The organism is uncultured Ruegeria sp. (assembly GCF_947500045.1).
Taxonomy (GTDB): Bacteria; Pseudomonadota; Alphaproteobacteria; order Rhodobacterales; family Rhodobacteraceae; genus Ruegeria.
On sequence record NZ_CANMQQ010000003.1, the window covers coordinates 81,309 to 105,225 of the forward strand.

Sequence of the window (23,917 nt, forward strand, 5' to 3'; positions counted from 1 at the left end):
TAGGCTGGGTGCAGCTTTGTCGCAGCAGAGGAAGGTAGAACAGATGTATTTGCACAAAGTGGAAGGGCCAAGGTCGGTTACCCTGCCGGATGGAAGCGTACTGACACGCGCGGATCTGCCCCCCGCGGACACACGGCGTTGGGTTGCCTCGCGCAAGGCTATTGTTGTGCGCGGTGTGCTCTATGGGTTGATTTCGTTGTCCGAAGCGAAAAAGCGATACGGCATCAGCGATGAAGAGTTCAACGCGTGGGTTTCGGCAGTCGCTGAACATGGCATTGATGCGTTGAAGGCGACTGCTCTAAAAAAATATCGACAACCTAAGGATGAAAGTGAATAAATGAATCAACGGTAACGTCAGATTAACCATTTTTATTCAGGCTCAAATCAGTTGAAGAATTTGACCTAAATTGGAGCAGTACAAAATGCGCATACTTCTTGTTGAGGATGATCCAACCACGTCTAAAAGCATCGAGCTGATGCTGACGCACGCTAATCTCAACGTGTATGCGACGGACCTTGGCGAAGAAGGTATCGATCTGGCCAAGCTCTATGATTACGACCTCATTCTGTTGGACCTGAACCTGCCTGACATGAACGGCCATGAGGTATTGCGTCAGCTGCGGATCGCGCGCGTTGAGACGCCGATCCTTATCTTGTCAGGCGCGGATGATACCGAAAGCAAGATCAAAGGTTTTGGTTTTGGCGCTGATGATTACCTGACCAAACCATTCCATCGCGAGGAATTGGTGGCGCGTATCCATGCGATTATCCGACGCTCCAAAGGTCACTCTCAGTCAATCATCCATACCGGGCAGGTGGCCGTCAATCTGGATGCCAAAACCGTTGAAGTTAACGGAAAGACGGTGCATCTGACCGGCAAAGAATACCAGATGCTTGAGCTTTTAAGCCTGCGTAAGGGGACAACCTTAACCAAAGAAATGTTCCTGAACCATCTATACGGCGGCATGGATGAGCCTGAATTGAAGATCATCGACGTGTTTATTTGCAAGCTACGCAAAAAACTTAGCAATGCGACCGGTGGTGAAAACTATATCGAAACGGTCTGGGGCCGCGGTTATGTTCTGCGCGATCCACAATCAAGCAGTTTGGGCGAAACCCGGATGGCTGTTGGCGCCTGATCTGATACCGCCACTGCCGTCGCAGGTCCGGGACGGCAAAATCACTCGCGGCTCAGCACGACACTGGACCTGACCATGGCCTCGCCCTATCACTGGGATTCAGGACGACGTGACAGGGCGGGGCCATGAGCGATACCACTGCAACAGCAGATCTGACGGAAGATGAAGCACGAGTTGAGCTGGCGCGCCTTGCCAAGGAATTGCTGCGGGCCAATCAGCTTTATCACGCGGAAGATGCTCCGGAAATATCGGATGCGGACTATGATGCACTCAAGCGCCGCAATGCGGAGATTGAGGCGCGGTTCCCCAATCTGAAAAGCACTGACAGCCCTACCGAGCAAGTGGGCGCGCGGGTCTCAGAAGGGTTCGCGAAAGTAAATCATGCAATTCGCATGATGTCGCTGGGCAATGCTTTTGACGATGAAGATGTTGCCGATTTTGATCGTTCGATTCGCAAGTATCTTGGACTATCGAACGACGCGCCGCTTGCCTATACAGCCGAACCCAAAATCGATGGTCTTTCGTTGTCGCTGCGATATGAGCATGGCGAGCTGGTTCAGGCAGCGACCCGAGGGGATGGTGAGACCGGCGAAAACGTGACGACAAATGCGCGCACGGTTTCAGATATCCCGCACAGAGTTGAAGGTGCCCCAGAGGTGCTTGAGGTTCGGGGTGAGGTTTACATGTCTCATCACGATTTTGAAGCACTGAACACGCGTCAAGCCGAAACGGGCGGCAAAACATTTTCTAACCCGCGCAATGCAGCGGCGGGCTCTCTTCGTCAGTTGGATTCCGAAATAACGCGGTCGCGGCCTCTCAAGTTTTTTGCTTATGCGTGGGGGGAACTGTCCGAACCGCTGGCCGAAACACAGATGGGGGCAATAGATCGCCTTAAAGCGTTTGGTTTTCAGGTGAACGCGCTAACACGTTTATGCGACACGACAGATCAGATGCTGGATCACTATGGCCAGATCGAAGCGCAGCGCGCCACTCTGGGCTATGACATCGACGGGGTCGTCTACAAGGTCAATGATCTGGGATTGCAATCCAGACTGGGTTTTCGTTCAACCACGCCTCGCTGGGCGATTGCGCATAAATTTCCGGCCGAACTCGCCTGGACCCGGCTCGAAGCGATTGACATTCAGGTGGGCCGAACCGGCGCGCTCAGCCCGGTTGCACGGCTGCATCCGGTGACCGTGGGTGGTGTAGTCGTTTCGAACGCGACCCTACACAACGAGGATTATATCGCAGGTCGGGATGCCAAAGGTGGTACCATTCGTGATGGCAAGGACATTCGGGTTGGCGACTGGGTACAGGTCTACCGGGCCGGGGACGTGATCCCCAAAATCTCGGATGTTGATTTGTCGAAACGACCCGATGATGCGCAACCCTATGCCTTTCCGACGAACTGCCCTGAATGCACAAGCGACGCAATTCGGGAAGAAGGTGATGCAGTGCGCCGGTGTACTGGCGGCCTGATTTGCCCGGCACAAGCGGTCGAAAAACTTAAGCACTTCGTTTCACGCAAGGCGTTCGATATCGATGGGCTTGGCGCAAAACAGATCGAGATGTTCTATGACGACCCCATTCTACCCATCAATACACCTGCCGATATCTTCACGTTGCAGGATCGCGATGCAGGTAACCTTGCCCGGTTGAAGAACCGCGATGGTTGGGGGGAAATATCGGCCAGTAACTTGTTTGCTGCGATTGATGACAAGCGCACAATACCTTTTGCCCGGCTTCTGTTTGCGCTTGGCATCCGCCATGTGGGCGAAGTTGGCGCGCGGGATCTGGCGTTGTTCTACCGGGATTGGGATCTAATGGCCGCCTCTATCGATACGGCCCGCCCGGCGGCACGCGCGCAACGCGCGGCTGATGAGGCGGAAGATGCCGAAAGGATCGCCGCCTCCGATGAAGGCCGGCGCGCTCGGGTGAAAGAGGTTCGCGATGCAGCCATTGCCGATGGGAACGTCCCAGAGGACGCGGCGAACGCCTGGGCTGATCTGATCGGGATCGATGGAATTGGGGCCACGCTTGGGCTTTCTCTCTCTGACGCGTTCGCCAATCAAGAGGAGCGCGAAGCGTTTGATGATCTGCGCAAGCACCTGACCATTGATCCGCCGGATGCTCCTGCTTCGGACAGTCCGGTGGCCGGAAAAACCGTCGTATTCACTGGAACGCTTGAAAAGATGACACGCGCCGAGGCCAAGGCCCGCGCAGAGGCCCTGGGTGCCAAAGTGTCGGGTTCGGTCAGTCAGAAAACAGATTTGTTAGTGGCGGGCCCGGGTGCAGGATCCAAGGCAAAGAAAGCGGCAGATCTGGGGATTGAAACCCTGGATGAAGATGGCTGGCTGCAGCTGATCGGCGATCTATGAGCGGCCGGCCCGAGCAACTTTTCCCGCTGTTTTCGGGGCTTGAAACACTGGACGGTGTGGGGCCGAAAACGGCGCAGCTGCTGGGCCAGTTGGGGATCGAATCTCCGCGCGATGTCTTGTTCTCGCTGCCCTATGCGGTGATCGACCGGCGGCGGCGTGAGACAATACAGGGGGCTGACCTTCCGACGACTCTAACTGTGGAGGTTGCGATCGGAACACACCGACCCCCGCGCAACAAAGGGGGGGCGTATCGCATTCATGTGGAAGACAGTCAGGCGGATTTCCAACTGGTGTTTTTTCATGCCCGAGGGGACTATCTGAAAAAGATATTGCCTCAGGGTGCGCGCCGGGTTGTTTCGGGAAAGCTTGAACTGTTCGATGGCATGGCACAGATGGTGCATCCTGATCATATGGTCGCGCCTGAAAACGCAGGCGAACTGCCTGAGTTTGAGCCGGTGTACCATCTGACGCAGGGTGTGACGCAGAAAACGGCCTTCAAAGCGGCGCAGAGCGCCCTGGCGCGCGTACCCGTACTGGCCGAATGGGCAGATTCTGCCCAAGTGAAACAGCAAAGCTGGCCCGACTGGGCTACTGCCATTCGTATGGCGCATCACCCGCATGGCGCGGATGATGTGGCACCTTTTGCCCCTGCGCGAGAGCGTTTGGCCTATGATGAGCTATTGGCCCATCAGCTGACATTGGCTTTGGCGCGGCAACGTGAACGAAAGACGCGGGGGATCGTCAGCCTCGGCACCGGGGCGCTGCAATCTCAGGTCCTTGCCAGCCTGCCATATCGACCAACCGGGGCACAAACGCGCGCGATTGAAGAAATCGCAGCGGATATGGCCTTGGAGACGCGGATGAACCGGTTGCTGCAGGGCGATGTGGGGGCGGGGAAAACGCTGGTCGCATTCATGGCGTTGTTGATTGCGGTCGAAGCAGGCGGGCAGGGGGTGATGATGGCACCCACCGAAATCCTTGCCCGTCAGCATCTTGAAGGATTGCGCCCATTGGCTGAAGAGGCCGGGGTTGTGCTGGAAATCCTGACCGGGCGCGATAAGGGAGCCGAAAGACGGGCAAAATTGGCCGCGTTGAAACAAGGTGACATACAGATCTTGGTCGGCACCCACGCGGTGTTTCAAGACGATGTTGAGTTCAACGCCCTGAGATTGGCCATTGTTGATGAGCAGCATCGATTTGGTGTCCGCCAACGGATGGAGCTGTCCGAGAAAGGCCAGCGCGCTGATGTTCTGGTGATGACGGCAACCCCTATTCCGCGCAGTCTGGCCCTTGCGCAATACGGCGACATGGACGTCTCGGTTTTGGATGAAAAGCCGCCTGGTCGTAAACCAATCAAGACGGCGATCGTCAGCACCCAGCGCATGGATGAAGTCGTGGCCCATCTGCGCAGCGCGATTGATGCGGGCAAGCAATGCTATTGGGTGTGTCCGCTGGTCGATGAATCAGAAGTCTCTGACCTGACTGCAGCCGAGGAACGGTTCAAACGGCTGCGTGCAATTCTGGGCGATGACGTGGTTGGCCTCGTGCATGGTCAGATGCCACCTGCGGACAAAGACGCAGCCATGGCCGCATTCCAGACCGGTCACACCAAAGTTCTGGTTGCAACCACAGTGATCGAGGTTGGGGTGAATGTCCCCAACGCCACGATCATGGTGATTGAGCGGGCTGAAATCTTTGGGCTGGCACAGCTACACCAGTTGCGAGGGCGGGTCGGCAGGGGCGAAGATGCCTCGACCTGTTTGCTCATGTATCAACCGCCGCTCAGTGAAGGCGGACGCAAGCGCCTGGAGGTTCTGCGCGAAACCGAGGACGGATTTCGAATAGCGGAAACTGATCTGCAGATGCGCGGCGCGGGAGATCTGATCGGTACAGCGCAATCTGGTCTGCCAAAATTCCGCATTGCCGATCTGGAAAGGCAGGCCGGATTGATGGCTGTGGCACAATCTGACGCGCGTGCGTTGCTGTCTGCAGACCCCAAACTGACCTCAGCCCGAGGGAAGGCGGCGCGTGTTCTTCTTTGGCTCATGAAGCAGGATCAAGCGATCCGTTTGATTTCAGTAGGTTAAGCGAAAAATTTCATTAAGTTCACAAATGTTCTCAAAAAGTTCTTTACTGACTCACTGAAATATGAGAACAAAAGGTCAACAAAGGATTAATACCTGACCGGAGATGAGACCATGCTGACCCAGATCAAGACTGCCTTTTCCCGCTCGCAATCCACGATTTTGCAGGATGCAGCCGGTGCGGTTTCGCTGATCGTGATGCTGGTGGTTGCCCTTCACCTTCCGAGCGGGTTCTAAGCCTTTCTGCCTGCGATCTCGTGCCGACAACACCGCGCTTGTCTCCCCATCTTAATCAAGGGTGACCTGCCTGTCCCATTTCCCTTGAAGGGGCCAGCCTCGGCCCCGCGCGGTTATCCGGACCCTACATGAGAAACGCATGACTTGCCGCCGCCCTTTCCGCCCGGAAAGTGCGGCGGTTCTTTTTTTTTACAGCTGCCCGGTTTTGATGATTTCGATCGCTGCAGACAGGACGGAATTCACCGCAACAGATGCCAGGATCATCCCCATCACGCGGCTGATGATTGCAGCGCCGGAATGCCCGATCAACCGGATGATCGGCTCGGCCAGCAACATCAATACAAACGCTATGGCAATCACGACCAACATCACCAGCGCGGTAATGCTCTGATCGGCGATGCTGAACCGGTTGTTGTCGGTCAGAACAACAATTGCTAGCATCGCACCGGGTGACGCCAGTGAAGGCACAGCAAGCGGAAATATGGCCGGGTTCGTCTTGTGCATTTTGTCATCCATGTCTTCTTCGGCCTGACGTTGTTCGATCTCTTGTTTGCTTTCACCAAAAATCATGGTCAGCGCGAACAGGAACAGGATAATTCCACCCGCGACCTGAAACGAGTTCAGGCCGATATCCAACGCCTCGATCACCAACTGGCCGAAGACAAGGAAGAACAATAGAATGCCCGCGCTCACCAATGCCGCCAGCAGGGCGGTTTTTCGACGCGCTCCTGCAGCAATACCTGCGGTGACGGCGATAAAGACGGGGATCGTGCCGATCGGGTCGATAACAACCCAGAGCGTTACGAAATGTTCCAGCAAATTGTTCACGTTAGCCCCCCAAGACAGTTGAGGAACCCTATACGGCTTTACCCGGAAAGGCCACGCTCAGGCGCAATTGGCTTGTTCGGCTTGCTCCATCGCATCGGCAGTCGCTTCAAGCGCCAAAAGGATCGAAGCATGGCGGTTCTTGTATTCCCGTGCAGGCAAAAGAACTTCGAGCCCGTCAAAGGGTGCAACGGGGGCAGGGCCGTCTTTCTTTAGCATCGCAGAAAGCTGATCGCGCGCGGTTTCGACCTGAGCCCGCGTAGTTCCGATCACCGCGCTGCCCACGACCGAGGCCGATGCCTGACCCAGCGCACAGGCCTTGACGTCCTGCCCAAACTCCGTGATCCGCCCGTCTTCGACCTTGACGTCGACTGTCACGGTCGACCCACACAGGGGCGCGCGTTTCTTCACTGTCGCATCGGGATTGTCCAACCGGTCCAGATGCGGAATATCCGCAGCAAGTGCCAGTATGCGCCCGGAATAGAGCTTGATCAGATCGGTTTCGCCGCTCATGGCTTTCCCTCGTTGTCTATTCCCCATACATAATGGCGGGATTCTGGGATGCAAAAGGTTTTTGCGATGGCTGATACAGTCTTGTTCGATCCGTCGACTCTGAAATTCAACGAGGCGGGATTGATCCCTGCGATCGCGCAGGATGCAGAAACCGGAGAGGTTCTGATGATGGCCTGGATGAATGCCCAGTCCATCAATCGCACGTTAGAGTCCAAGCGCGTCACCTATTGGTCGCGGTCGCGGCAGGCGTTCTGGGTCAAAGGCGAAAGCTCTGGCCATGTGCAGCAGTTGCTGGACTTTCGGGTCGATTGCGACCGGGATTGTCTGCTGGTGCTGGTGAACCAAACCGGACCCGCCTGTCACACCAATCGGCGGAGCTGTTTCTACACAGCCATACGCGACGGGAACGAAGTCGAGCTTATGTCACCGATGGAATAATGCCGTCTGTGGCAACAACCATGTCAAAGACCGACCAAAGCCCTGATCTCTGCGGGTGAAGCCCCTTGTTGGCGATAGAGCGAAATGGCACGGGCATCATCGCGTTTTGCAAGCCGTTTTCCCGTCGTGTCTCGGATCAACCTATGGTGATGATAAACCGGTGTTGGCAATCCAAGCAGGCCTTGCAACAGTACGTGTATCTGCGTTGCGTCGAAAAGGTCCTCCCCACGCACCACATGCGTGATGTTCTGATCGGCGTCGTCAACGACAACGGATAAATGGTAAGAACTGCCCATATTTCGCCGAACGAGGATAATATCGCCCACCGCGTCTAGAAGCGTGTTGGCATCAAGTGGGTGCGCCCCTGCAAATGCCTCACCGGTTTCACAAAACGTACGAAGTTCGGATGCGTTTATGGCCTTGTTCATATCCAAACGCAGAACATCGTGAGGGCTCGCATCCGAAAGAGGGCGCTTGCGGCAGGTGCCCGGATAGATGCGCCCGTCTGGCCCAAACTGGGGCACACCTTCCTGCGGCGCTCCGGCCGCGGTTTCGATATCGGCCCGCTTGCATCCGCAGGGATAAACCAGCCCTAAATCTATCAGCGCTCCAAGCGTCTGACGATATTGCCCAAGCCTGTCGGATTGGCGCATCACCGGTTGTGGCCAGCACAAGCCAAGCCAATGCAGATCATCGTAAATCTGGGTTTCCCATTGGGGACGGGATCGCGATTGATCGATATCTTCGATGCGCAATAAAAACTCACCGCCCGCAGCCTGCGCTAGATCGTATGCCAGAAGCGCGGAATAAGCATGCCCCAGATGCAGCGGACCCGTCGAAGACGGAGCGAAACGCGTTGCGAATGTCACGCTTTTTCAACAACGTAAACGTCAGATTTCATGTCCATTCCGGGCAGATGTGGGCCATATTCGCGAAATAGCAGCCGTGCATGGCCCATGTCCAGCCAATCGTTTAGGCGCCCGGAATATGCCCGCTCGGCCAGCGTGTGATCATTGAAGGAAAACGCCAGATAACCGCCACTGGGCAATGCGTCCATAAGCAAATCAAAGGTTTCCGGCGGAGCTGCGCCAACGCTGATAACGCCTATGGATGTAATCGCAGAGTAAGAGCCAGCCTCGATCGGTTCAGAATCTGCCAGATCAAAACTGATTAATTTACGGTAAACCTCTTTGGTCGCTGCCCTTTCCAGCATCTTTGGTGTCGGGTCCATCCCGTCGATGACGCGAAATCCGGCCTTGTGCAGTGCCACACCGGACAACCCCGTGCCACACCCATAGTCCAACACCGGAGTATCAGCATCGGAAACAAAAGACTTTAACGCCGCCGCAACACGATCCGGGGTAACATAGCCATGTTCACCAACCTCATCATCATAAGAGCCCGCCCATTTCTGATAGTGGTCATGGGTGTCCTCGGCAGAGTTCAGATTGTATGTGTCTTTCAAAAACTTGTCGCTCATACCTACATGTTAGGCGCAGGCCGGGAGTGGCGTCCAGTCAACACTGGTTTACCCAGTCGCTCCAGACAGCTTTCGCCCGATCGGTATATGCTTTGTAGCGATCCTTACGACCCCGCCGGCCACCTTTCAAACCATCAACCGGGCGGAACAAACCGAAATTTACGTTCATCGGCTGAAAGGTCTTGGCTTCCGCACCACCGGTGATGTGATGGATCAGGGCACCCATTGCACTGTCTTGTGGCAGGTCGGGCAGGGTGCGACCCAATATTTCTGCTGCGGCCAGACGGCCAGCCAGCAGACCCATCGCAGCGCTTTCCACATACCCCTCGACCCCGGTTATCTGACCTGCAAATCGAATATTGGGTTGGGATTTCAGGCGCATCTGCGCGTCCAGCAAAGTCGGAGAATTGATGAACGTGTTGCGATGAATACCGCCCAACCGCGCAAAACTGGCGTTTTCCAGTCCCGGTATCATACGAAACACTTCGGTCTGTGCTCCGTATTTCATCTTGGTCTGAAAGCCCACTATGTTGAACAACGTGCCCAGAGCATTGTCGCGGCGCAGCTGAACCACGGCATAGGGCTTTACATCCGGCTCATGTGGATTTGTCAGGCCAACGGGTTTCATCGGGCCGTGGCGCGGGGTTTCACGGCCGCGCTCAGCCATGACTTCGATTGGCAGGCAGCCATCAAAATAACCAGCGGTTTCACCTTCATGGAACTCGGTCTTATCTGCGGCCAGCAATGCGTCAATGAACGCTTCGTACTGATCGCGATCCATGGGGCAGTTAAGGTAGGCGGTCCTCTCTTCTTCTGTCTCGCCCTTATCATAGCGGGACTGCATCCAAGCTTTGCTCATATCGATGCTATCCGCATAGATGATAGGGGCAATGGCGTCGAAGAAGGCCAACGCCTCGGCCCCTGTCTCCGCGCGAATGGCCTGACCCAATGTGGGTGATGTCAGCGGGCCGGTGGCGAATATCCAGTGGCCCTCTTTGGGCAGTGTGGTGACCTCTTCGCCTGTGACCGAGACGCGCGGATGGGCTCTCAGCTTGGTTGTCACAGATTCGGCAAACGGATCGCGATCTACTGCAAGCGCGCCACCCGCAGGCAAGCGATGGCTATCGGCGGTGGTCATGATCAATCCGTTTGCTGCGCGCATCTCCCAATGCAGCAAGCCGACAGCGTTCTGTTCGTCATCATCTGAGCGGAAAGAGTTTGAACACACCATCTCGGCCAGATTGCCAGTCTGATGCGCAAAGGTGCCCACGTTGGGCCGCATTTCGTGGACCACAACATCCACGCCCATTTCCGCCGCCTGCCAGGCCGCCTCGGACCCGGCCATGCCGCCGCCCACGATATGCAATTTGTCTGTCATGCGCTGCCAAATAAGGCAGAGCAACGTCATGCGCAATGCGCAGTTATCAGTCTAATTTTTGGATGAAGTCTTGGGGTCGCCGCTGCGGGAATGTCTGCGCCGGTGAGAGAAACCAGCTGGAGGGACCTTCCGCCCACGGCGACCCAAAAGTGTGTTCAGGCCTTAGCCTCGTCCCAGCATTGCCACAGTGTCGCCCTTTTGGAAAGTGCAAAAATGCGAACAGTAGAGAAAAATGTATGAAATAGTCGCCTTACTGACGCCAATTTGGCGGTCGCTTTTCAATAAAGGCGTTAATTCCTTCTTCGGTATTCCGATCCATCATATTTTGCGCCATTACCTCGGCGGTGTAGGCGTAGGCCTGATCGGTGGACATCGTAATCTGTTGATAGAACGCAGTTTTGCCGATCTTGACCGCGCTGCTCAGCTTGGTCGCCAGCTTTTCAGCCAATGCATTTGTTTCCTCGGCCAGCTGATGCTCAGGCACAAATCGATTGATCAAACCCAGTTTAGCTGCACGCTCGGCTGTGATAAAGTCACCTGAAGTTAACATCTCAAACGCTTGTTTACGTGGTATATTACGACTGAGCGCCACCATAGGCGTCGAGCAGAACAGGCCTATATTGACCCCATTTACCCCAAAACGCGTTCCCTCGGCCGCGATTGCCAGATCGCAGGTTGCCACCAGTTGACAGCCCGCAGCGGTGGCAATGCCGTGTGCTTGCGCGATCACCGGTTGGGGCAAGGACTGAATGGTCATCATCATTTTGGCGCACCGATCAAACAGATCTTGAAAATATGATAGCCCACCGTCGCTGGCCTGACGGCCTTGCGTCATTTGTTTCAGATCGTGCCCTGCGCAGAACGCTTTCCCCACGCCGGAAAGAATAATGACACGAATCGACTTGTCGTCACGCAATACGTCGAATTCGGCCTGCAAGGCTGCCAGCATTTCGTCACTAAGTGCGTTCAACCGCTCGGGCGCGTTCATCTTTAGCCGCGCTATTGCACCTGTGTCGCTACGTTCCAGAATTGCCATCTTGCCCTCCCGCTGGCATTCGGGCCAACTCTAGGCGGGCAGAGCCATGAGGGGAAGCATGTCATTAGCGCTGAATAAACAAGAACTGATCGAATATCTGGAACTCGTGTTTCCACAGGTTCACAACGACTTTGTCGTAGAGGATTTGACGGAAACAACGATCACGATGCGCCTGAAAGTTGGGAACCGTCATCTGAGGCCTGGTGGTACCGTATCCGGCCCATCCATGTTCGGGCTGGCTGATGTCAGCGTGTATGCAATGGTTCTGGCGCGAAAGGGTCGGCAATCACTGGCGGTAACCACCAGCAGTTCAATGGACTTCTTACGCAAACCCGAAAGCGGGTCTGATTTAGTTGCCGAATGTAAGCTGTTGAAATTGGGCCGAACATTGGCCATTGGCGATGTGCTGATGTATTCGGAAGGTTCCGACAAGCCTGTGGCCCGGGCAAGCATGACCTATTCCATTCCCCCAGAAGGCTCAACCGCAGCTGCATTCGGATAAAAAAGGGCCGGGGATAGACCCCGGCCAGGAAGAGGTCCCTAAGATGGGACTGGGGATAAACTATTTCATCCAGAAGTGGCGGCTGATTTCCGCATCGGCGCGATGGCGCGTCAGTCCGACATCGCGAAGCAGCCTGTCATCCAGTTTGCCCAAATTTATGCGGCTGCGGCGACGTTGTTCCCACTGAGTGACACTCGCCGCGAACCGCACGGCCAGCGCGGCGATAAGCGGCAGCCGAGGGCTGTCGTTCAGCAGCAAGAGGGCGGGGTTGTGCATTGCGCGTGTCATCTTGGGTATCCTTTCAAATTGTATTGACACAAAACTAACATGTTCGGTACAGTGTTTTGATACATTCAACATTGTGTCGGAATCAAAGGAAGAATTGTAATGGATACAATTTGGCCAGAGGCGCTCCCGAAATCCAAAGGTCCAAAGTACACTCTGGTCGCCGACACGATCCGAAAAGCGATACAAAACAAATCACTGGAGGTCGGAAAGAAGCTGCCTCCGGTCCGCGAACTGGCGTATCGACTTAAGATCACACCAGGAACAGTTGCCAGAGCCTATACAATTCTAACGGATGAAGGTTTGCTACAAGCTGAGGTCGGGCGTGGTACATTTGTTGCCCCGCCGCGATCGCCCATTCTGGATGATGTCTGGTCGCGACAACTGCATCTCAGAGACGACAAGTATGAGTCCAACGTCAGTCTGTTCAGCCCGCGCTTGCCGGATGTCGGGCAGGTAAGCTTGATCCGAAAATGCCTTGAAAAGGTTGCCAAAGGCGATCCGAGGATGTTCATGAACTATCCGACCCGGGACGCCTATCAACCGGTGCGTCAGGTCGTGGCCGACTGGTTGTCTGAACTTCCACTTGGCTCATTGACTGCGGATGACATTGTACTGACTCATGGCGGGCAAAGCGGTATTTGCGTCGTGTTCCAGACCCTTCTGAAAGATCCGAGACCCGTCGTTCTGGTCGAAGACCTGTCCTATGCCGGGTTTCGGCGGGCGGGGGAGTTGATGCGCGCAGAGATTGTAGGAGTAAAGATGGACAAGTGGGGCATCAGCCCCGAAGCGCTGGATCACATCCTTAGGCAAACAAAGGCGCAGGCAATCTGCGTTTCACCCGAGGTGCAGAACCCGACAGGTGGCCATTCGCCGTTAGAGCGGCGCAAGGAAGTGGTCGAGATTGCACGCAAATATGGCCTCCAGATCGTCGAAGATGATTGTTACCGAATGGGTGAGGCCCGCGCGCCCAGTTATAGGGCGTTGGCACCTGAGCGGGGTTGGCACGTCTCATCAATCTCAAAAACCCTGACGCCTGCGCTGCGCGTTGGTTTCGCTATCGCGCCAAAAGAGCGGAGTGTCGATCTGCGCCGATGTGCTGAGTACGGGTATTTCGGGCTTGCCCAACCTTTGGCCGAACTGACGCGGTTGTTGTTGGGGCACCCCGAGGCAAGGCAACTGGCAAAAGATGTCCGAGTCAAGATGGGGGAATATGTGCGAGTCGCAGTAAACGCTTTGGGTGGATTTGACCTGAATTGGGATTCAGAAATTCCCTTTGTCTGGCTGCATTTGCCGTCAGGCTGGCGTTCGGCTGCGTTCAGTCGCGCGGCCGAGCGTGAAGGAATTCAACTGCGATCTGCGGACGAATTTGCGCTGCGTGACGGTCGCGCACCAAATGCAGTCCGCATTGCAGTAAATGGGCATGTCTCATTGGAGAAGTTTGAAGATGCCATGCTTCGCCTACGTGCGCTGTTGGACAATCCGCCAGAACAAATAAGCGTCTAGCGACTATTTCATCGGCGTGGGGTCACCGAAGAATCCTGCCAAATGGGCAATCTGACCTTCATCATCGCGACGAATAAAGTCATGCCCAGACACCATGACCGAACCATCAGGCGCAACCATGTGCCAGGTGAAATGCACCACATCATGGTGCGAGGATGGTTCACTGGTTATGTCCACCCGTCCATTCGAATTCTGTAGAACTTCACCGATATGGGTGCAGAGTTGATCTCTGCCCGAAACCTGAGCGGTCGGATCGATATACTGGCCGGTTTCTGAAAAGCACCGCTTTAGCAACTCAAGCCGTTTGCCATCGCTATGTTCCTGCCAGGCAGCTCCATAATCTGCGATGATTTGGTTCAGTTCTATCATGTCATCCTCCGAAGCATACTGAGGTCGATTATTGATAGTTGTACCAGAGCGGCGAAATCTAATCCAATTGCGGGTGTAAAATTTGGGGTAAAATAATACCTATTTTATAAGCTATTGTTTTAGCATAGTTATATTAAAGGTGCGGCGCTTGACGAGACATCAGGGGGTGTCTAGATACGCATCCATCGAATTCGGGCCGCTCCGCTGGGGCGGTCTTTCACATCAAACAGGACTATCCTGCCATGAAAACCTTTTCTGCAACCCCTGCAGACATCGACAAGAAATGGATCCTGATCGACGCCGAGGGCGTTGTTTTGGGTCGTCTTGCGTCGATCGTAGCCATGCGCCTGCGTGGTAAGCACAAGCCGTCCTTCACTCCGAATATGGACATGGGCGACAATGTCATCGTGATCAACGCTGACAAAATCCAGATGACCGGCAAGAAGCGTGAAGAAAACTTCTACTGGCATACTGGCCACCCGGGCGGCATCAAATCCCGCACCAAGCAGCAGATCCTTGAGGGCAAGCACCCCGAGCGCGTCGTGACCCAAGCGGTCAAGCGCATGCTGCCGGGTAACCGCCTGTCGCGTCAGGTTATGACAAACCTGCGCGTATATGCCGGTGCTGAGCATCCCCATGAGGCGCAAGCGCCCGAAGTTCTGGATGTTGCATCCATGAACAAGAAAAACACCCGGAGCTAATGACCGATGGTTGATCAGATCAATACTCTCGAAGAGCTGAGCGCCGTCGCAGGCGTTGAAACCGTGGCCGAAGAAGTCATCGTACGTGAACCCGTACGTGACGAGCTGGGCCGCTCCTACGCCACCGGCAAGCGTAAAGACGCTGTTGCCCGCGTTTGGATCAAGCCGGGTTCCGGCAAGGTCACCGTGAATGGCAAGGACCAGGACGTGTACTTTGCACGCCCCGTTCTGCAGCTGATCCTGCGCCAGCCGTTCCAGATTGCTGGCGTCGAAGGCGAGTTTGACGTTGTTGCAACCGTCAAAGGCGGTGGGCTGACCGGTCAGGCCGGTGCGGTCAAGCACGGTATCTCGAAGGCGCTGCAGCTGTACGACCCCAGCTTGCGTGGCGCCCTGAAAGCCGCTGGCTTCCTGACCCGCGACAGCCGCGTTGTAGAACGTAAGAAATACGGTAAGCGCAAAGCGCGTCGTTCGTTCCAGTTCTCGAAGCGTTAATCGCCGCGGATTTCGAAAAAACAAAGGGCTCGCAAATGCGAGCCCTTTTTCTTTGCGTTGTTGGATCGCTTATTCTTCGTAAACCAACTTCCATGCGCCATTTTCGACGACACTGACAAATACGGTATCAGCGCCCTGATGGTCATCCGGTCCATAGGTGATCTGGTTACCGACCAACTCATCCATATAGTCCAACGATTCCATGGCGGTGATGAAGCTGTCATGGGTCAGGTCAGGACCTGCCGCCTCAAGCGCTTTGACCATCATCTCTGCCGCCGAATAGCCAAGCATTGAGAAACCGACGGGATCTTCACCCGTGGCCTCTTTGTATTCCGCGATAAAGGCTGCGGGCGCAGGTTCCTCCGCGCGCGCCCACAGGTCCAGCCAGGACGCAGCAGCATAGAACCCGTCCGTGACACCGCCCGGCACCTGTGCAACCACGGTCAGGAAACTGGCCGAGGTACCGAGGAACTTCATATCCTCAAGACCCATCTTCTTGGCCGTTCCAACCACAGTGATCGCCTGGCGCACACCCAAAGCCATGGTGACGATGTCACAGCCTTCTTCCTTGAGCTTGCTCAAGGAACCCACGAAATCCGTTTCATCCGGCTTATGAGTGGTCTCTGTACCAAAGGTGATGCCAGCCTCTTCAGCGCCGGCTTTGCTGCCCTCAAGAATCTCCTCGCCGAAATCTGTGGGCAGGTACATGGTGCAAACGGTTTGTGATCCGAATTCACCGTTCAGATATTTCACCCCGATCCGCGCCTGATCGTAGTAGGTCGAGAACGACGTGAACTTGTTCTTCACCGGCTCCTGCAGCATTTGCCGTGCGGCTGTCAGGGGGGCGACGTTGGGAATTCCTTTCGGGTCCAGCAGCTTGAAACCGGCGACATTCATCGGCGTGCCCAGCGATTGCAACATCGCAAACACCTTGTCGCGGTTTAGCAGCTTATTATAACCCTGCATCGCGCGCGGCATCTGATAGCCGTTATCTTCAACCACAAAGCGAATTTTGCGCCCATGCACGCCACCTTCGGCGTTGACCCGATCGAAGACCACATTTGCGCCCTTGGTTGCCGGGACGCCCACGGCTGCGAAAATACCGCTGAGGTCATTCACTGATCCAATGACGATCTCATCATCACTCACGCCTTGGGTTTGCGCCCAGCTCATCGTGGCGGATGCGGTCAATGCTGTGGCTGCAGCAAGCCCCTTAATCATTTGTTTCATAGTTCTCCTCCCTGTTGGGTCGCCCCTTAATTAATTGTACATATCTTCAATGAGAAGTACGTGTTTCTTTTCCACCAAACCACGTTTGAGTTTCATCGTTGCGGTCAATTCCTCATCTTCGGCGGTCAGCAATACATCAATCAGACGAAAATCCTTGATCTGCTCGACCCGTGCAAACTCTTTGTTAACAGCGGCAATTTCCACTCCGATCAGATCGATGACCTCCGGCGCTGCGCAGAGGGATGCGAAATTCGAGAAAGGGATCTTGCGCTCTTGTGCGAATTTCTCGACGTTTTCCTGATCGATCATAATCAGTGCAGTCAGATATTTACGCCGGTCCCCGATAATTACCGCATCCGAGATAAACTGACTGAACTTCAAACCGCTCTCAATCTCGGCTGGCGTTATGTTCTTGCCGCCCGCCGTGATGATGATGTCCTTCAGGCGCCCTGTGATGGTGACAAAGCCATCATCGTCGATATGCCCCATGTCACCCGTGCGCAGCCAGCCGTCGCAGGTGAAACTCTCAGCCGTTTTCGCATTGTTGCGCCAGTAGCCCTGAAAGACGTTCAGTCCTTTGACCTGAATTTCTCCGTCTTCCGAGATGCGCAAATCATTGCCGGGGACCGGTTTTCCGATGGTGCCGATCTTGTTGGCCTCAAGCGTGTTCAGCGCTGCGATGCCAGCGGTTTCAGTCATCCCGAACCCTTCGACAATGGGTACACCTATCGCCCAGTACCACCTGAGCAATTCGGGTGAGATCGGTGCAGCACCTGAACCGCCACGCCGCATCCGGTCCATCCCTAACATCCGGCGCAGGTTGCGTAAAACTAGCCGATCCCAGAGCCAGAACTGCAATCCCACCGTCGCAGGAACAGGTTTGCCTTCAAGAACATAATCGGCCCGCGCCATGCCCGCCCTGAGTGCCTGTGTAAAGGCGAAACGCCCGGTCGGCGTTGCCTCTTTCACCATGAACATGACCTGAGAATAGATCTTCTCCCACACGCGCGGCACGGCGGTGAACGTGGCGGGCGAGACCTCTTGCAGATTTGAAAACACCGTCTCAGGACTTTCCGCGAAGTTCACGGTACTTTTCATCGCCAGAGGGTAGTAGATCGACACATCCCGCTCGAGGATATGACAAAGCGGTAGGAAACACAGCTGTTCGTCGGTTGATTGGGAAGGCAGGGAATGCGCCCCGGCCTCGATTGCGGCCATGATGTTCTCATGGCTCAGCATTGCACCTTTGGGGTTTCCGGTTGTCCCTGAGGTATAGATGAGCAGGGCGGTGTCTTGCGGTGTGGCAATCGCGATTTCCGTCTCGAATACACCGGGTTCATCTGCCTCTGCCTGCTGCCCCAAAGCGTACAGATCCCCAATCATCATGCAGCGCGGATGATCGAGGTCGTGCAGGCCTTCGTTTTCAAGAATAATGACCATAAGCAGATCAGGCAGGTCTTCTTCAACTTCCAGGAATTTATCCAACTGTTCTTCGTCTTCAACGATCAGAAACCGGCTGCCACTGTCATTGATCAGATATTTCAGCTGGCTGGCCGCATCCGTGGTGTAGACGCCCGAGGCAATCCCACCGACACATTGGATGCCCATATCGAACCACGCCCATTCCTTGCGGTCTTCGGACAAGATCGAAACGACCTCACCACGCTTTAGCCCGAGTTCGCGCAGGGCCAGCCCGATCCACTTGGCATGTTGCCAATAGTCGGCCCAGGAATAGGACTTCCAGATACCGAAATCCTTTTCGCGATGCGCCGTGCGCGGTCCCAACTCGGTACAGCGTCTCTGAAACAGTTCGCAAGTCGTAACACAGCCATCAACGCGCAACGGCCTTTGACCTGGTGCTTCGTTGAACTGTACGCCATTGATCGTGGTCTGAGGGGGCAGGGGGCTTGCATCCATTCGGCTCACCTCCACGTCTTCTTGCGCTTCCAGCGGCGGTTTTCCCGCGCGCCTTCCTCCTGAACGCCCAGATAGAAGTTCTGGATGTCCTCGGATTGCAGCAATACATCGGCGGCACCGTCCATGACGATCCGCCCGATCTCCATCACATAGCCATGATGGGCCAGCTCAAGCGCGGCGTTGGCGTTCTGTTCGACCAGCATCATGGTCATATTCTGTTCATCGTTGAGGCGTTTAAGGATGCCAAAAATCTCTTGCACCAGCAGCGGCGACAGGCCCAACGAGGGTTCGTCCAGCAACATGATGCGCGGGTTAGCCATCAAGCCGCGCCCGATGGCCAGCATCTGCTGCTGCCCGCCGGACAGCGTACCGGCCTCTTGCGTGCGACGCTCTTTCAGAACCGGAAAGTATGAGAAAACCAGATCGCGGTCGTGATCGATTTGACCTTTGTCAGAAAGGGTATATGCCCCGAGACTCAGATTTTCATCGACGGTCAAAAGCGGAAATACCTCGCGCCCTTCGGGCACATGCACAATACCTTTCTGAACAACCTTGTGAGGTTCCGATCCTTGTATCTGCTGGCCATCAAATGTGATCGTACCTTTCTCGGGATCCATCACGCCCGAGACGGTTTTCATCAGCGTTGTCTTGCCCGCGCCGTTTGCGCCCAGGATCGAGACGATCTTACCCAGATGCACGTCCAATGACACACCACGTATCGCCATAATCGGGCCATAGAAGCTTTCGATATTGCGGATGCTTAGGATCGGCTGGCTCATGAGGCTTTGCCCAGATAAGCCTCGATCACAGCCGGGTGGGACTGGACCTCTGCAGGTGTTCCAAGCGCAAGCTTCGCGCCATCCGCCATCGCCAGAACCCGGTCTGACACGCCCGAGACCAGCCCCATGTCATGTTCTACCATCAGGACGGTGATGCCCATTTGCCGCCGGATATCATCGATCCACCAGCGCATATCGGTGGTTTCTTCCACCGACAGACCCGAGGCGGGTTCGTCCAGCAACAGCAGTTTCGGTTCAGTGGCCAGCGCCCGCGCAACTTCGACCACCTTGCGAACCCCATAAGGCAGGCCCGAGATCATCTTGTCGCGAAATGCCTGAAGGTCGAGGAAGTCGATGATTTCTTCAATTTTTTCTCGATTTTCAATCTCTTGCCTGCGTGCGGAGGGCGTGAACAGAATCTCTGAAATCAAATTTGTTCTGCGATGGCGGTGACGCCCGACCAGAAGGTTTTGCAAAACGGTCGCGTGTTCAAAAAGTTCGATGTTCTGGAAAGTGCGCGCCACGCCAAAGGCCGCAACAGCCGAAGCTTTGACACGCAGCAAATCATGCCCGTCGAACTGGATCGACCCGGCATAGGGATCGTAAAAGCGTGAGATCAGGTTAAAGACGGTGGACTTGCCTGCGCCATTCGGGCCAACGATGGCAAAAACTTCACCCTCCTGAACGTCGAAAGACAAATTGTCGACTGCGGTCAGACCTCCGAATTTCAATGTGACGTTTTCGTACTCCAACAAGCTCATCTCAGACGCTCCGTCTTGAGATAAGACTTTTGTCGTTTGAACATGTCCTTTCGATAGAATGGAAACAGCTCGAACCACGTTCGGATTTTCAGCCACCGGCCATAAAGGCCCATAGGTTCAAACAGGATGAAGGCGATCAGGATCATGCCGAAGATGCCGAACTCCAACCCCGGTATAGCGACGGCGTTGCCCCCGAGAAGGGCCGCGGCGTATTCCTTTGAAATCGACAAGAATTGCGGCAGGAAGCCAATTACAATAGCGCCCAGAAACGCGCCATGGATCGAGCCGAGCCCGCCGATCACGATCATCATCAGCAATTGGATTGAAATGACGACGCTAAAGGTCTCGTTATTGAACGCCCCTGCAAACAGTCCCATCAGCGCGCCAGCCAGTCCGGTGACCGCACAGGACAGGGCGAATGAGATGGTCTTGGTGCGCGCGATGTCTACGCCCATCGCCTGTGCCGAAACCTCGGAATCGCGTACAGCGATGAAGCTGCGGCCCAAAGATGAGCGCAGCAGGTTGATATAGCCTAGCGTCACGATGATGGCGACGGCCAGCACCAGCCAGAAGAATTGGCTTGGCGTGGCCCAACGATCAACCAGATGGCCGAAGATTTCCACACCGCCCAAATACTTGCCAGCAACACCTCCGGTAATGGGTTCGGCCAAAACGATGATGTCGTCCATCAGGACCGACAGGGCCAGTGTAAAGATGGCCAAATAGATGCCGTGCAGGCGAAGGGCAGGAATGGCAACCGTGGCACCAACAATACCGGTCAACAGACCCGCCACAGGAAAAGCCACCAGGAATGGCACGCCCGCCTCGATCATTACGACATTGGCATAGCAACCGACGGCCAGAAAGGCGGCATGTCCAAGGCTGGCTTGCCCAGTATGGCCGGTCAGGATCATCAGGCCGAGCCCCGCAATCGCCCAGATCAGCACGTTGGTCAGTTCACCCAGATAGAAATCATCCAACCACCAGGGTGCAGCGGCAGCAACGGCCAAGAGGATCAGATAGAGGCCAAGCTGATAGCCGTCCTTCCAAGGGCGAAGGTCTTGCATATAGTTGGTTTTGAAGACGATCCGCATGAACTTCAGACTTTCTTGACCCGCACCTGGCTAAACAGCCCGTGCGGTCGAAAGATCAGCACCGCCAGCAGCAGTGCATAAGGTGCGATCTGGCTGTATCCTGCGGCGATATAGCGGCTGGCGAAAGGCTCGATCACGCCGACAATCAGTCCTCCGGCCAATGCGCCGGGCAGACTGCCGAACCCACCAATCACCGCCGCAGCGAAGGCCTTGATGCCCAGCAGGCCGGTTGTTGGATCAACCGATCCTTTGGCGGCGAACAGAATACCGGCAATCCCGGCGACCACGCCCGCCAGGGCCCAGATGAAACCCTGCACGCGTTTGACCGGGATACCCATATAATAGGCCGCCAACTGGTTCTGTGACGCGCCCTGCATGGCAAGGCCCAGCTTGGTCTTGCTGAAAAACACATAAAGGCCCCAGGTCAGTAGAACAGTGACGACGATGACGGCCACATCCTCCATCCCCAGAACAAGGCCACCAAACCGAATATCTTTTCCGGCCAGTGGGTTCTGTAGTGTTTGCGGCTCATGCCCCCAGATCAGCCCGGCGGCAAATCGGATGACAAAACCCAAAGCGATGGTCAGGATCACGACGGCAGTCTGACTTTCACCAAACAGTCGGCGGATGATCAATCGGTCTACCAGATACCCCAGCGCCCCCATGATCCCCAACGAGATCGGCAGTGCCAGCCAGAAGGGAAGGCCCATATATTCGGTATTGGTCAGGCCAATAGTGACAAACGCACCCAGCATCATGAAATCGCCTTGGGCGAAGTTCACCGCCTCGGTCGCTTTGTAAATCAGAACAAAGCCAAGTGCGATAAGGCCGTAGACACAGCCATTCGCCAGCCCGCTGATCAGCAGCTGTGCGTTATCCAATCTCACCCTCCCTCAGCCGGTTATGTCCGGCGCTTTGTTCTACTATGGCGTGATAATCACTTTGCCGTCACTCTTTTTCAGAGCATCCGCCAGATTTGGCAACACCTCTCGCAACGAGAGCCGGGCAGAGACATCCGTGCGCCACCGCCCATCGGCGAATCGAGCCTGTACTTCGCCTACAACGCGCATCTGGTCAGCGGGCGGCGTATCCATCATCCATCGGGTTAGCCAGAACCCTTCGATCCGCTTGCTCATGAAAATGAGCTGACCCATTTGCGTCAGTTTTGGCAGTTCTGTGCTGAGTTTGCCGTAACACACCCAACGTCCACCATTAGGCATGGCGCAAAATACCTGTTCAGAAAACTGGTCAGCCACAGCATCAAGGAAAACACGAGGTTTCAAGGTGCCGCTAATGGCCGCGAACTGCTTCGCTGCTTCCAGGTTGCCGGTTACCACGACCTCTGCCGCACCAAGGTTTTTGAGAGTTTCGACAGTTTCGGCACGCCGCACAAGCGCAATAGGTTTCAGGCCAAGATCCCGCCCAAGGCTGCACATCAGCTTACCCAACTGACTGGTCGCAGCAGAAACTACAAAAGCATCACCCGCTTCTCGCGCAATATCCACCATCGCCATGGCGGTTAGCGGGTTTACGATCTGCGCAGCGCCATCTTCGTCCGAGATATCGGGCCGCAACGGAATACACATCTGCGCCTGTGTCACAACATATTCAGCCCATGCGCCCGATCCCGCAGCCACAAAGGCCACACGCCGGTCCTGCAGGGATTCGGCTCCGGTTCCTGTTGCAACGATGTCTCCACACCCTTCAAACCCTGCCGCCGCGCCTTTGACCCGTGGCTGACCATATTCGCCTTTTATGAAATGGATATCGGATGGGTTTACCGAAGCGGTGCGCAGCTTGATCAACACCTGACCCGGACCCGGAGTAGGCAGAGGTAATTCCGCCTCCGCCAACCAGTCCGCGGCGTTTTCCAGCGTTGGGCGGGTCGCTGTGCCCGAATATCCGTCGTGGGTCTGAACAATGGCGAACATGGTGTCTGGCAAAGAGGTCATCAAACAGTCCTTTTGAAAGCAAGTTCAGCACAATATTATTGTTAGCTCAATGTAACCCTCGGACAAACGGAAGCAATATATTGAGTAAGCGCAGCTAATCTGACAGGTAAAGTTCACGGTCTTTTTTTAGTGCAACCGCGTATCTTCGCAAATGGCAATGTGTCAGGTTTGGTAGAACCAGCCCATGTTGGGCTGGTTCAGAGTTTGTTTACGACTGGGTCAGCAAATTGCGCAGGTCTTGTATCTTTTCGACAATCAGCTCAGGCGAAGCTTTGATGTCGTCAAGAATCTTAAGGGCCTGCGTCTTGATGTCCTGTGAGAGAGTGCTTTCCTGAACCGACGTGACGATGGCGTCATAGTCGAAGTTCTGAGCAGTCAGCGTGCCGTCCTGCACCCACGAATTGAACAATTCCTGCCCTTGTGCAGTGAGCGAAGCGACCTGATCGCCCGCTGCCGTAGCGGCGTCATTGGCTTGGTCGGTCAAAGCCGCCGCAGCATCGCTGGCTTGTTCAGTAACGGACGATGCAGCTTCGCTTGCTTGATCCGCCACCGAAGACGCCGCTTCGGAGGCTTGTTCAGTTGCGGCGTCTACGGCTTCGGTCGCGGCTTCCTGCACCGCTGAAGCAGCCTCGCCAACTGCGTCAGATGCATCTTCTGCAGCAGATTGAAGCTGTTCCGCCGGGGTTGGATCGGGTTTCGTCGCAAAATAATAGGCACCTGCGCCGATAACGGCGATGGCAACGATAAGTAATAGGCGCGACATAGGGTGTCTCCTTCAAATGATGTGTCGCTGAGATGGTACGAATTTACGCCAACGCCAA

General features: G+C 55.4%; 26 protein-coding genes. 10 read left to right on the forward strand and 16 right to left on the reverse strand.

Going from position 1 to position 23,917, the window contains the following annotated elements:
- The first annotated feature begins 43 nt into the window (after window positions 1-43).
- The 5 genes from Q1B46_RS06250 (at window position 44) to Q1B46_RS06270 (ending at window position 5,838) form a co-directional block, all read left to right on the forward strand.
- Entirely contained in the window at window positions 44-337 is a 294-nt protein-coding gene (locus tag Q1B46_RS06250; protein WP_299945957.1) for a DUF1153 domain-containing protein, read from the forward strand.
- 85 nt (window positions 338-422) lie between these two features.
- Window positions 423-1,139 (forward strand): response regulator transcription factor CtrA, encoded by a 717-nt coding sequence (gene ctrA / locus Q1B46_RS06255; RefSeq protein ID WP_299945960.1) that lies wholly within the window; start codon window positions 423-425, stop codon window positions 1,137-1,139.
- Window positions 1,140-1,264: 125 nt separating this feature from the next.
- Window positions 1,265-3,517 (forward strand): NAD-dependent DNA ligase LigA, encoded by a 2,253-nt coding sequence (ligA, locus tag Q1B46_RS06260; protein WP_299945963.1) that lies wholly within the window; start codon window positions 1,265-1,267, stop codon window positions 3,515-3,517.
- Window positions 3,514-5,604 (forward strand): ATP-dependent DNA helicase RecG, encoded by a 2,091-nt coding sequence (gene recG / locus Q1B46_RS06265; protein WP_299945966.1) that lies wholly within the window; start codon window positions 3,514-3,516, stop codon window positions 5,602-5,604. The genes ligA and recG overlap by 4 nt, the downstream gene beginning before the upstream one ends.
- A 111-nt stretch (window positions 5,605-5,715) precedes the next feature.
- Window positions 5,716-5,838 (forward strand): hypothetical protein, encoded by a 123-nt coding sequence (locus Q1B46_RS06270; protein ID WP_299660217.1) that lies wholly within the window; start codon window positions 5,716-5,718, stop codon window positions 5,836-5,838.
- 189 nt (window positions 5,839-6,027) lie between these two features.
- Here the strand turns inward: Q1B46_RS06270 and Q1B46_RS06275 are convergent, their stop codons facing one another.
- Window positions 6,028-6,666, reverse strand: a complete 639-nt coding sequence (locus tag Q1B46_RS06275) for a MarC family protein (protein WP_299945968.1) — start codon at window positions 6,664-6,666, stop codon at window positions 6,028-6,030.
- Window positions 6,667-6,723: 57 nt separating this feature from the next.
- The gene (locus Q1B46_RS06280) at window positions 6,724-7,176 is read right to left on the reverse strand and encodes an iron-sulfur cluster assembly scaffold protein (protein WP_299945970.1); all 453 of its coding nucleotides are present in this window, start codon (window positions 7,174-7,176) and stop codon (window positions 6,724-6,726) included.
- Between the two features lie 48 nt (window positions 7,177-7,224).
- Here Q1B46_RS06280 and hisI point away from each other — a divergent pair, with 48 nt between their 5' ends.
- The gene (gene hisI, locus Q1B46_RS06285) at window positions 7,225-7,614 is read left to right on the forward strand and encodes a phosphoribosyl-AMP cyclohydrolase (RefSeq protein WP_299945972.1); all 390 of its coding nucleotides are present in this window, start codon (window positions 7,225-7,227) and stop codon (window positions 7,612-7,614) included.
- Window positions 7,615-7,637: 23 nt separating this feature from the next.
- On the opposite strand, the gene gluQRS is transcribed toward hisI, so the two are convergent.
- From gluQRS to Q1B46_RS06305, 4 genes are all read right to left on the reverse strand, one after another.
- Complete coding sequence (gene gluQRS, locus Q1B46_RS06290; protein WP_299945975.1) at window positions 7,638-8,483, reverse strand: tRNA glutamyl-Q(34) synthetase GluQRS; 846 nt, start codon at window positions 8,481-8,483, stop codon at window positions 7,638-7,640.
- On the reverse strand, window positions 8,480-9,094 hold the full coding sequence (locus tag Q1B46_RS06295) for a class I SAM-dependent methyltransferase (protein WP_299945977.1): 615 nt from the start codon (window positions 9,092-9,094) through the stop codon (window positions 8,480-8,482). Before Q1B46_RS06295 ends, gluQRS begins: the two co-directional genes overlap by 4 nt.
- A gap of 37 nt (window positions 9,095-9,131) precedes the next feature.
- The gene (gene trmFO, locus Q1B46_RS06300; protein WP_299945979.1) at window positions 9,132-10,472 is read right to left on the reverse strand and encodes a methylenetetrahydrofolate--tRNA-(uracil(54)-C(5))-methyltransferase (FADH(2)-oxidizing) TrmFO; all 1,341 of its coding nucleotides are present in this window, start codon (window positions 10,470-10,472) and stop codon (window positions 9,132-9,134) included.
- Window positions 10,473-10,722: 250 nt separating this feature from the next.
- On the reverse strand, window positions 10,723-11,508 hold the full coding sequence (locus Q1B46_RS06305) for an enoyl-CoA hydratase (protein WP_299945981.1): 786 nt from the start codon (window positions 11,506-11,508) through the stop codon (window positions 10,723-10,725).
- Between the two features lie 58 nt (window positions 11,509-11,566).
- On the opposite strand from Q1B46_RS06305, the gene Q1B46_RS06310 reads away from it, so the two are divergent.
- Complete coding sequence (locus Q1B46_RS06310) at window positions 11,567-12,010, forward strand: PaaI family thioesterase (RefSeq protein WP_299945983.1); 444 nt, start codon at window positions 11,567-11,569, stop codon at window positions 12,008-12,010.
- Window positions 12,011-12,070: 60 nt separating this feature from the next.
- Here the strand turns inward: Q1B46_RS06310 and Q1B46_RS06315 are convergent, their stop codons facing one another.
- On the reverse strand, window positions 12,071-12,298 hold the full coding sequence (locus Q1B46_RS06315) for a DUF1127 domain-containing protein (RefSeq protein ID WP_299945986.1): 228 nt from the start codon (window positions 12,296-12,298) through the stop codon (window positions 12,071-12,073).
- Window positions 12,299-12,397: 99 nt separating this feature from the next.
- Between Q1B46_RS06315 and Q1B46_RS06320 the strand changes: the two genes are divergently transcribed.
- Window positions 12,398-13,801, forward strand: coding sequence for a PLP-dependent aminotransferase family protein (locus tag Q1B46_RS06320; protein ID WP_299945988.1), 1,404 nt, complete (start codon window positions 12,398-12,400; stop codon window positions 13,799-13,801).
- A gap of 3 nt (window positions 13,802-13,804) precedes the next feature.
- Here the strand turns inward: Q1B46_RS06320 and Q1B46_RS06325 are convergent, their stop codons facing one another.
- Window positions 13,805-14,170 (reverse strand): nuclear transport factor 2 family protein, encoded by a 366-nt coding sequence (locus Q1B46_RS06325; protein ID WP_299945991.1) that lies wholly within the window; start codon window positions 14,168-14,170, stop codon window positions 13,805-13,807.
- Window positions 14,171-14,412: 242 nt separating this feature from the next.
- Between Q1B46_RS06325 and rplM the strand changes: the two genes are divergently transcribed.
- Together rplM and rpsI are read left to right on the forward strand one after the other, a co-directional pair.
- On the forward strand, window positions 14,413-14,871 hold the full coding sequence (rplM, locus tag Q1B46_RS06330) for a 50S ribosomal protein L13 (protein WP_074734624.1): 459 nt from the start codon (window positions 14,413-14,415) through the stop codon (window positions 14,869-14,871).
- Window positions 14,872-14,877: 6 nt separating this feature from the next.
- Window positions 14,878-15,363 (forward strand): 30S ribosomal protein S9, encoded by a 486-nt coding sequence (rpsI, locus tag Q1B46_RS06335; protein ID WP_299660250.1) that lies wholly within the window; start codon window positions 14,878-14,880, stop codon window positions 15,361-15,363.
- A 69-nt stretch (window positions 15,364-15,432) separates the two neighbouring features.
- Here the strand turns inward: rpsI and Q1B46_RS06340 are convergent, their stop codons facing one another.
- The 8 genes from Q1B46_RS06340 to Q1B46_RS06375 form a co-directional block, all read right to left on the reverse strand.
- A complete protein-coding gene (locus Q1B46_RS06340; protein WP_299945993.1) occupies window positions 15,433-16,593 on the reverse strand; it encodes an ABC transporter substrate-binding protein in 1,161 nt (386 codons plus the stop codon).
- Window positions 16,594-16,623: 30 nt separating this feature from the next.
- On the reverse strand, window positions 16,624-18,510 hold the full coding sequence (locus tag Q1B46_RS06345; protein ID WP_299945995.1) for a long-chain fatty acid--CoA ligase: 1,887 nt from the start codon (window positions 18,508-18,510) through the stop codon (window positions 16,624-16,626).
- 5 nt (window positions 18,511-18,515) lie between these two features.
- Window positions 18,516-19,289 (reverse strand): ABC transporter ATP-binding protein, encoded by a 774-nt coding sequence (locus tag Q1B46_RS06350; RefSeq protein ID WP_299660281.1) that lies wholly within the window; start codon window positions 19,287-19,289, stop codon window positions 18,516-18,518.
- Window positions 19,286-20,050, reverse strand: a complete 765-nt coding sequence (locus Q1B46_RS06355) for an ABC transporter ATP-binding protein (protein WP_299945998.1) — start codon at window positions 20,048-20,050, stop codon at window positions 19,286-19,288. Before Q1B46_RS06355 ends, Q1B46_RS06350 begins: the two co-directional genes overlap by 4 nt.
- Complete coding sequence (locus Q1B46_RS06360) at window positions 20,047-21,144, reverse strand: branched-chain amino acid ABC transporter permease (RefSeq protein WP_299946001.1); 1,098 nt, start codon at window positions 21,142-21,144, stop codon at window positions 20,047-20,049. Before Q1B46_RS06360 ends, Q1B46_RS06355 begins: the two co-directional genes overlap by 4 nt.
- A gap of 5 nt (window positions 21,145-21,149) precedes the next feature.
- Window positions 21,150-22,025 carry a branched-chain amino acid ABC transporter permease gene (locus Q1B46_RS06365; protein WP_299946004.1) on the reverse strand — a complete coding sequence of 292 codons (876 nt, stop codon included), beginning with the start codon at window positions 22,023-22,025 and terminating at the stop codon, window positions 21,150-21,152.
- Window positions 22,026-22,067: 42 nt separating this feature from the next.
- Window positions 22,068-23,096 carry a zinc-binding dehydrogenase gene (locus tag Q1B46_RS06370; protein ID WP_299946007.1) on the reverse strand — a complete coding sequence of 343 codons (1,029 nt, stop codon included), beginning with the start codon at window positions 23,094-23,096 and terminating at the stop codon, window positions 22,068-22,070.
- Window positions 23,097-23,304: 208 nt separating this feature from the next.
- On the reverse strand, window positions 23,305-23,859 hold the full coding sequence (locus Q1B46_RS06375) for a hypothetical protein (RefSeq protein WP_299946009.1): 555 nt from the start codon (window positions 23,857-23,859) through the stop codon (window positions 23,305-23,307).
- Window positions 23,860-23,917: the final 58 nt, after the last annotated feature.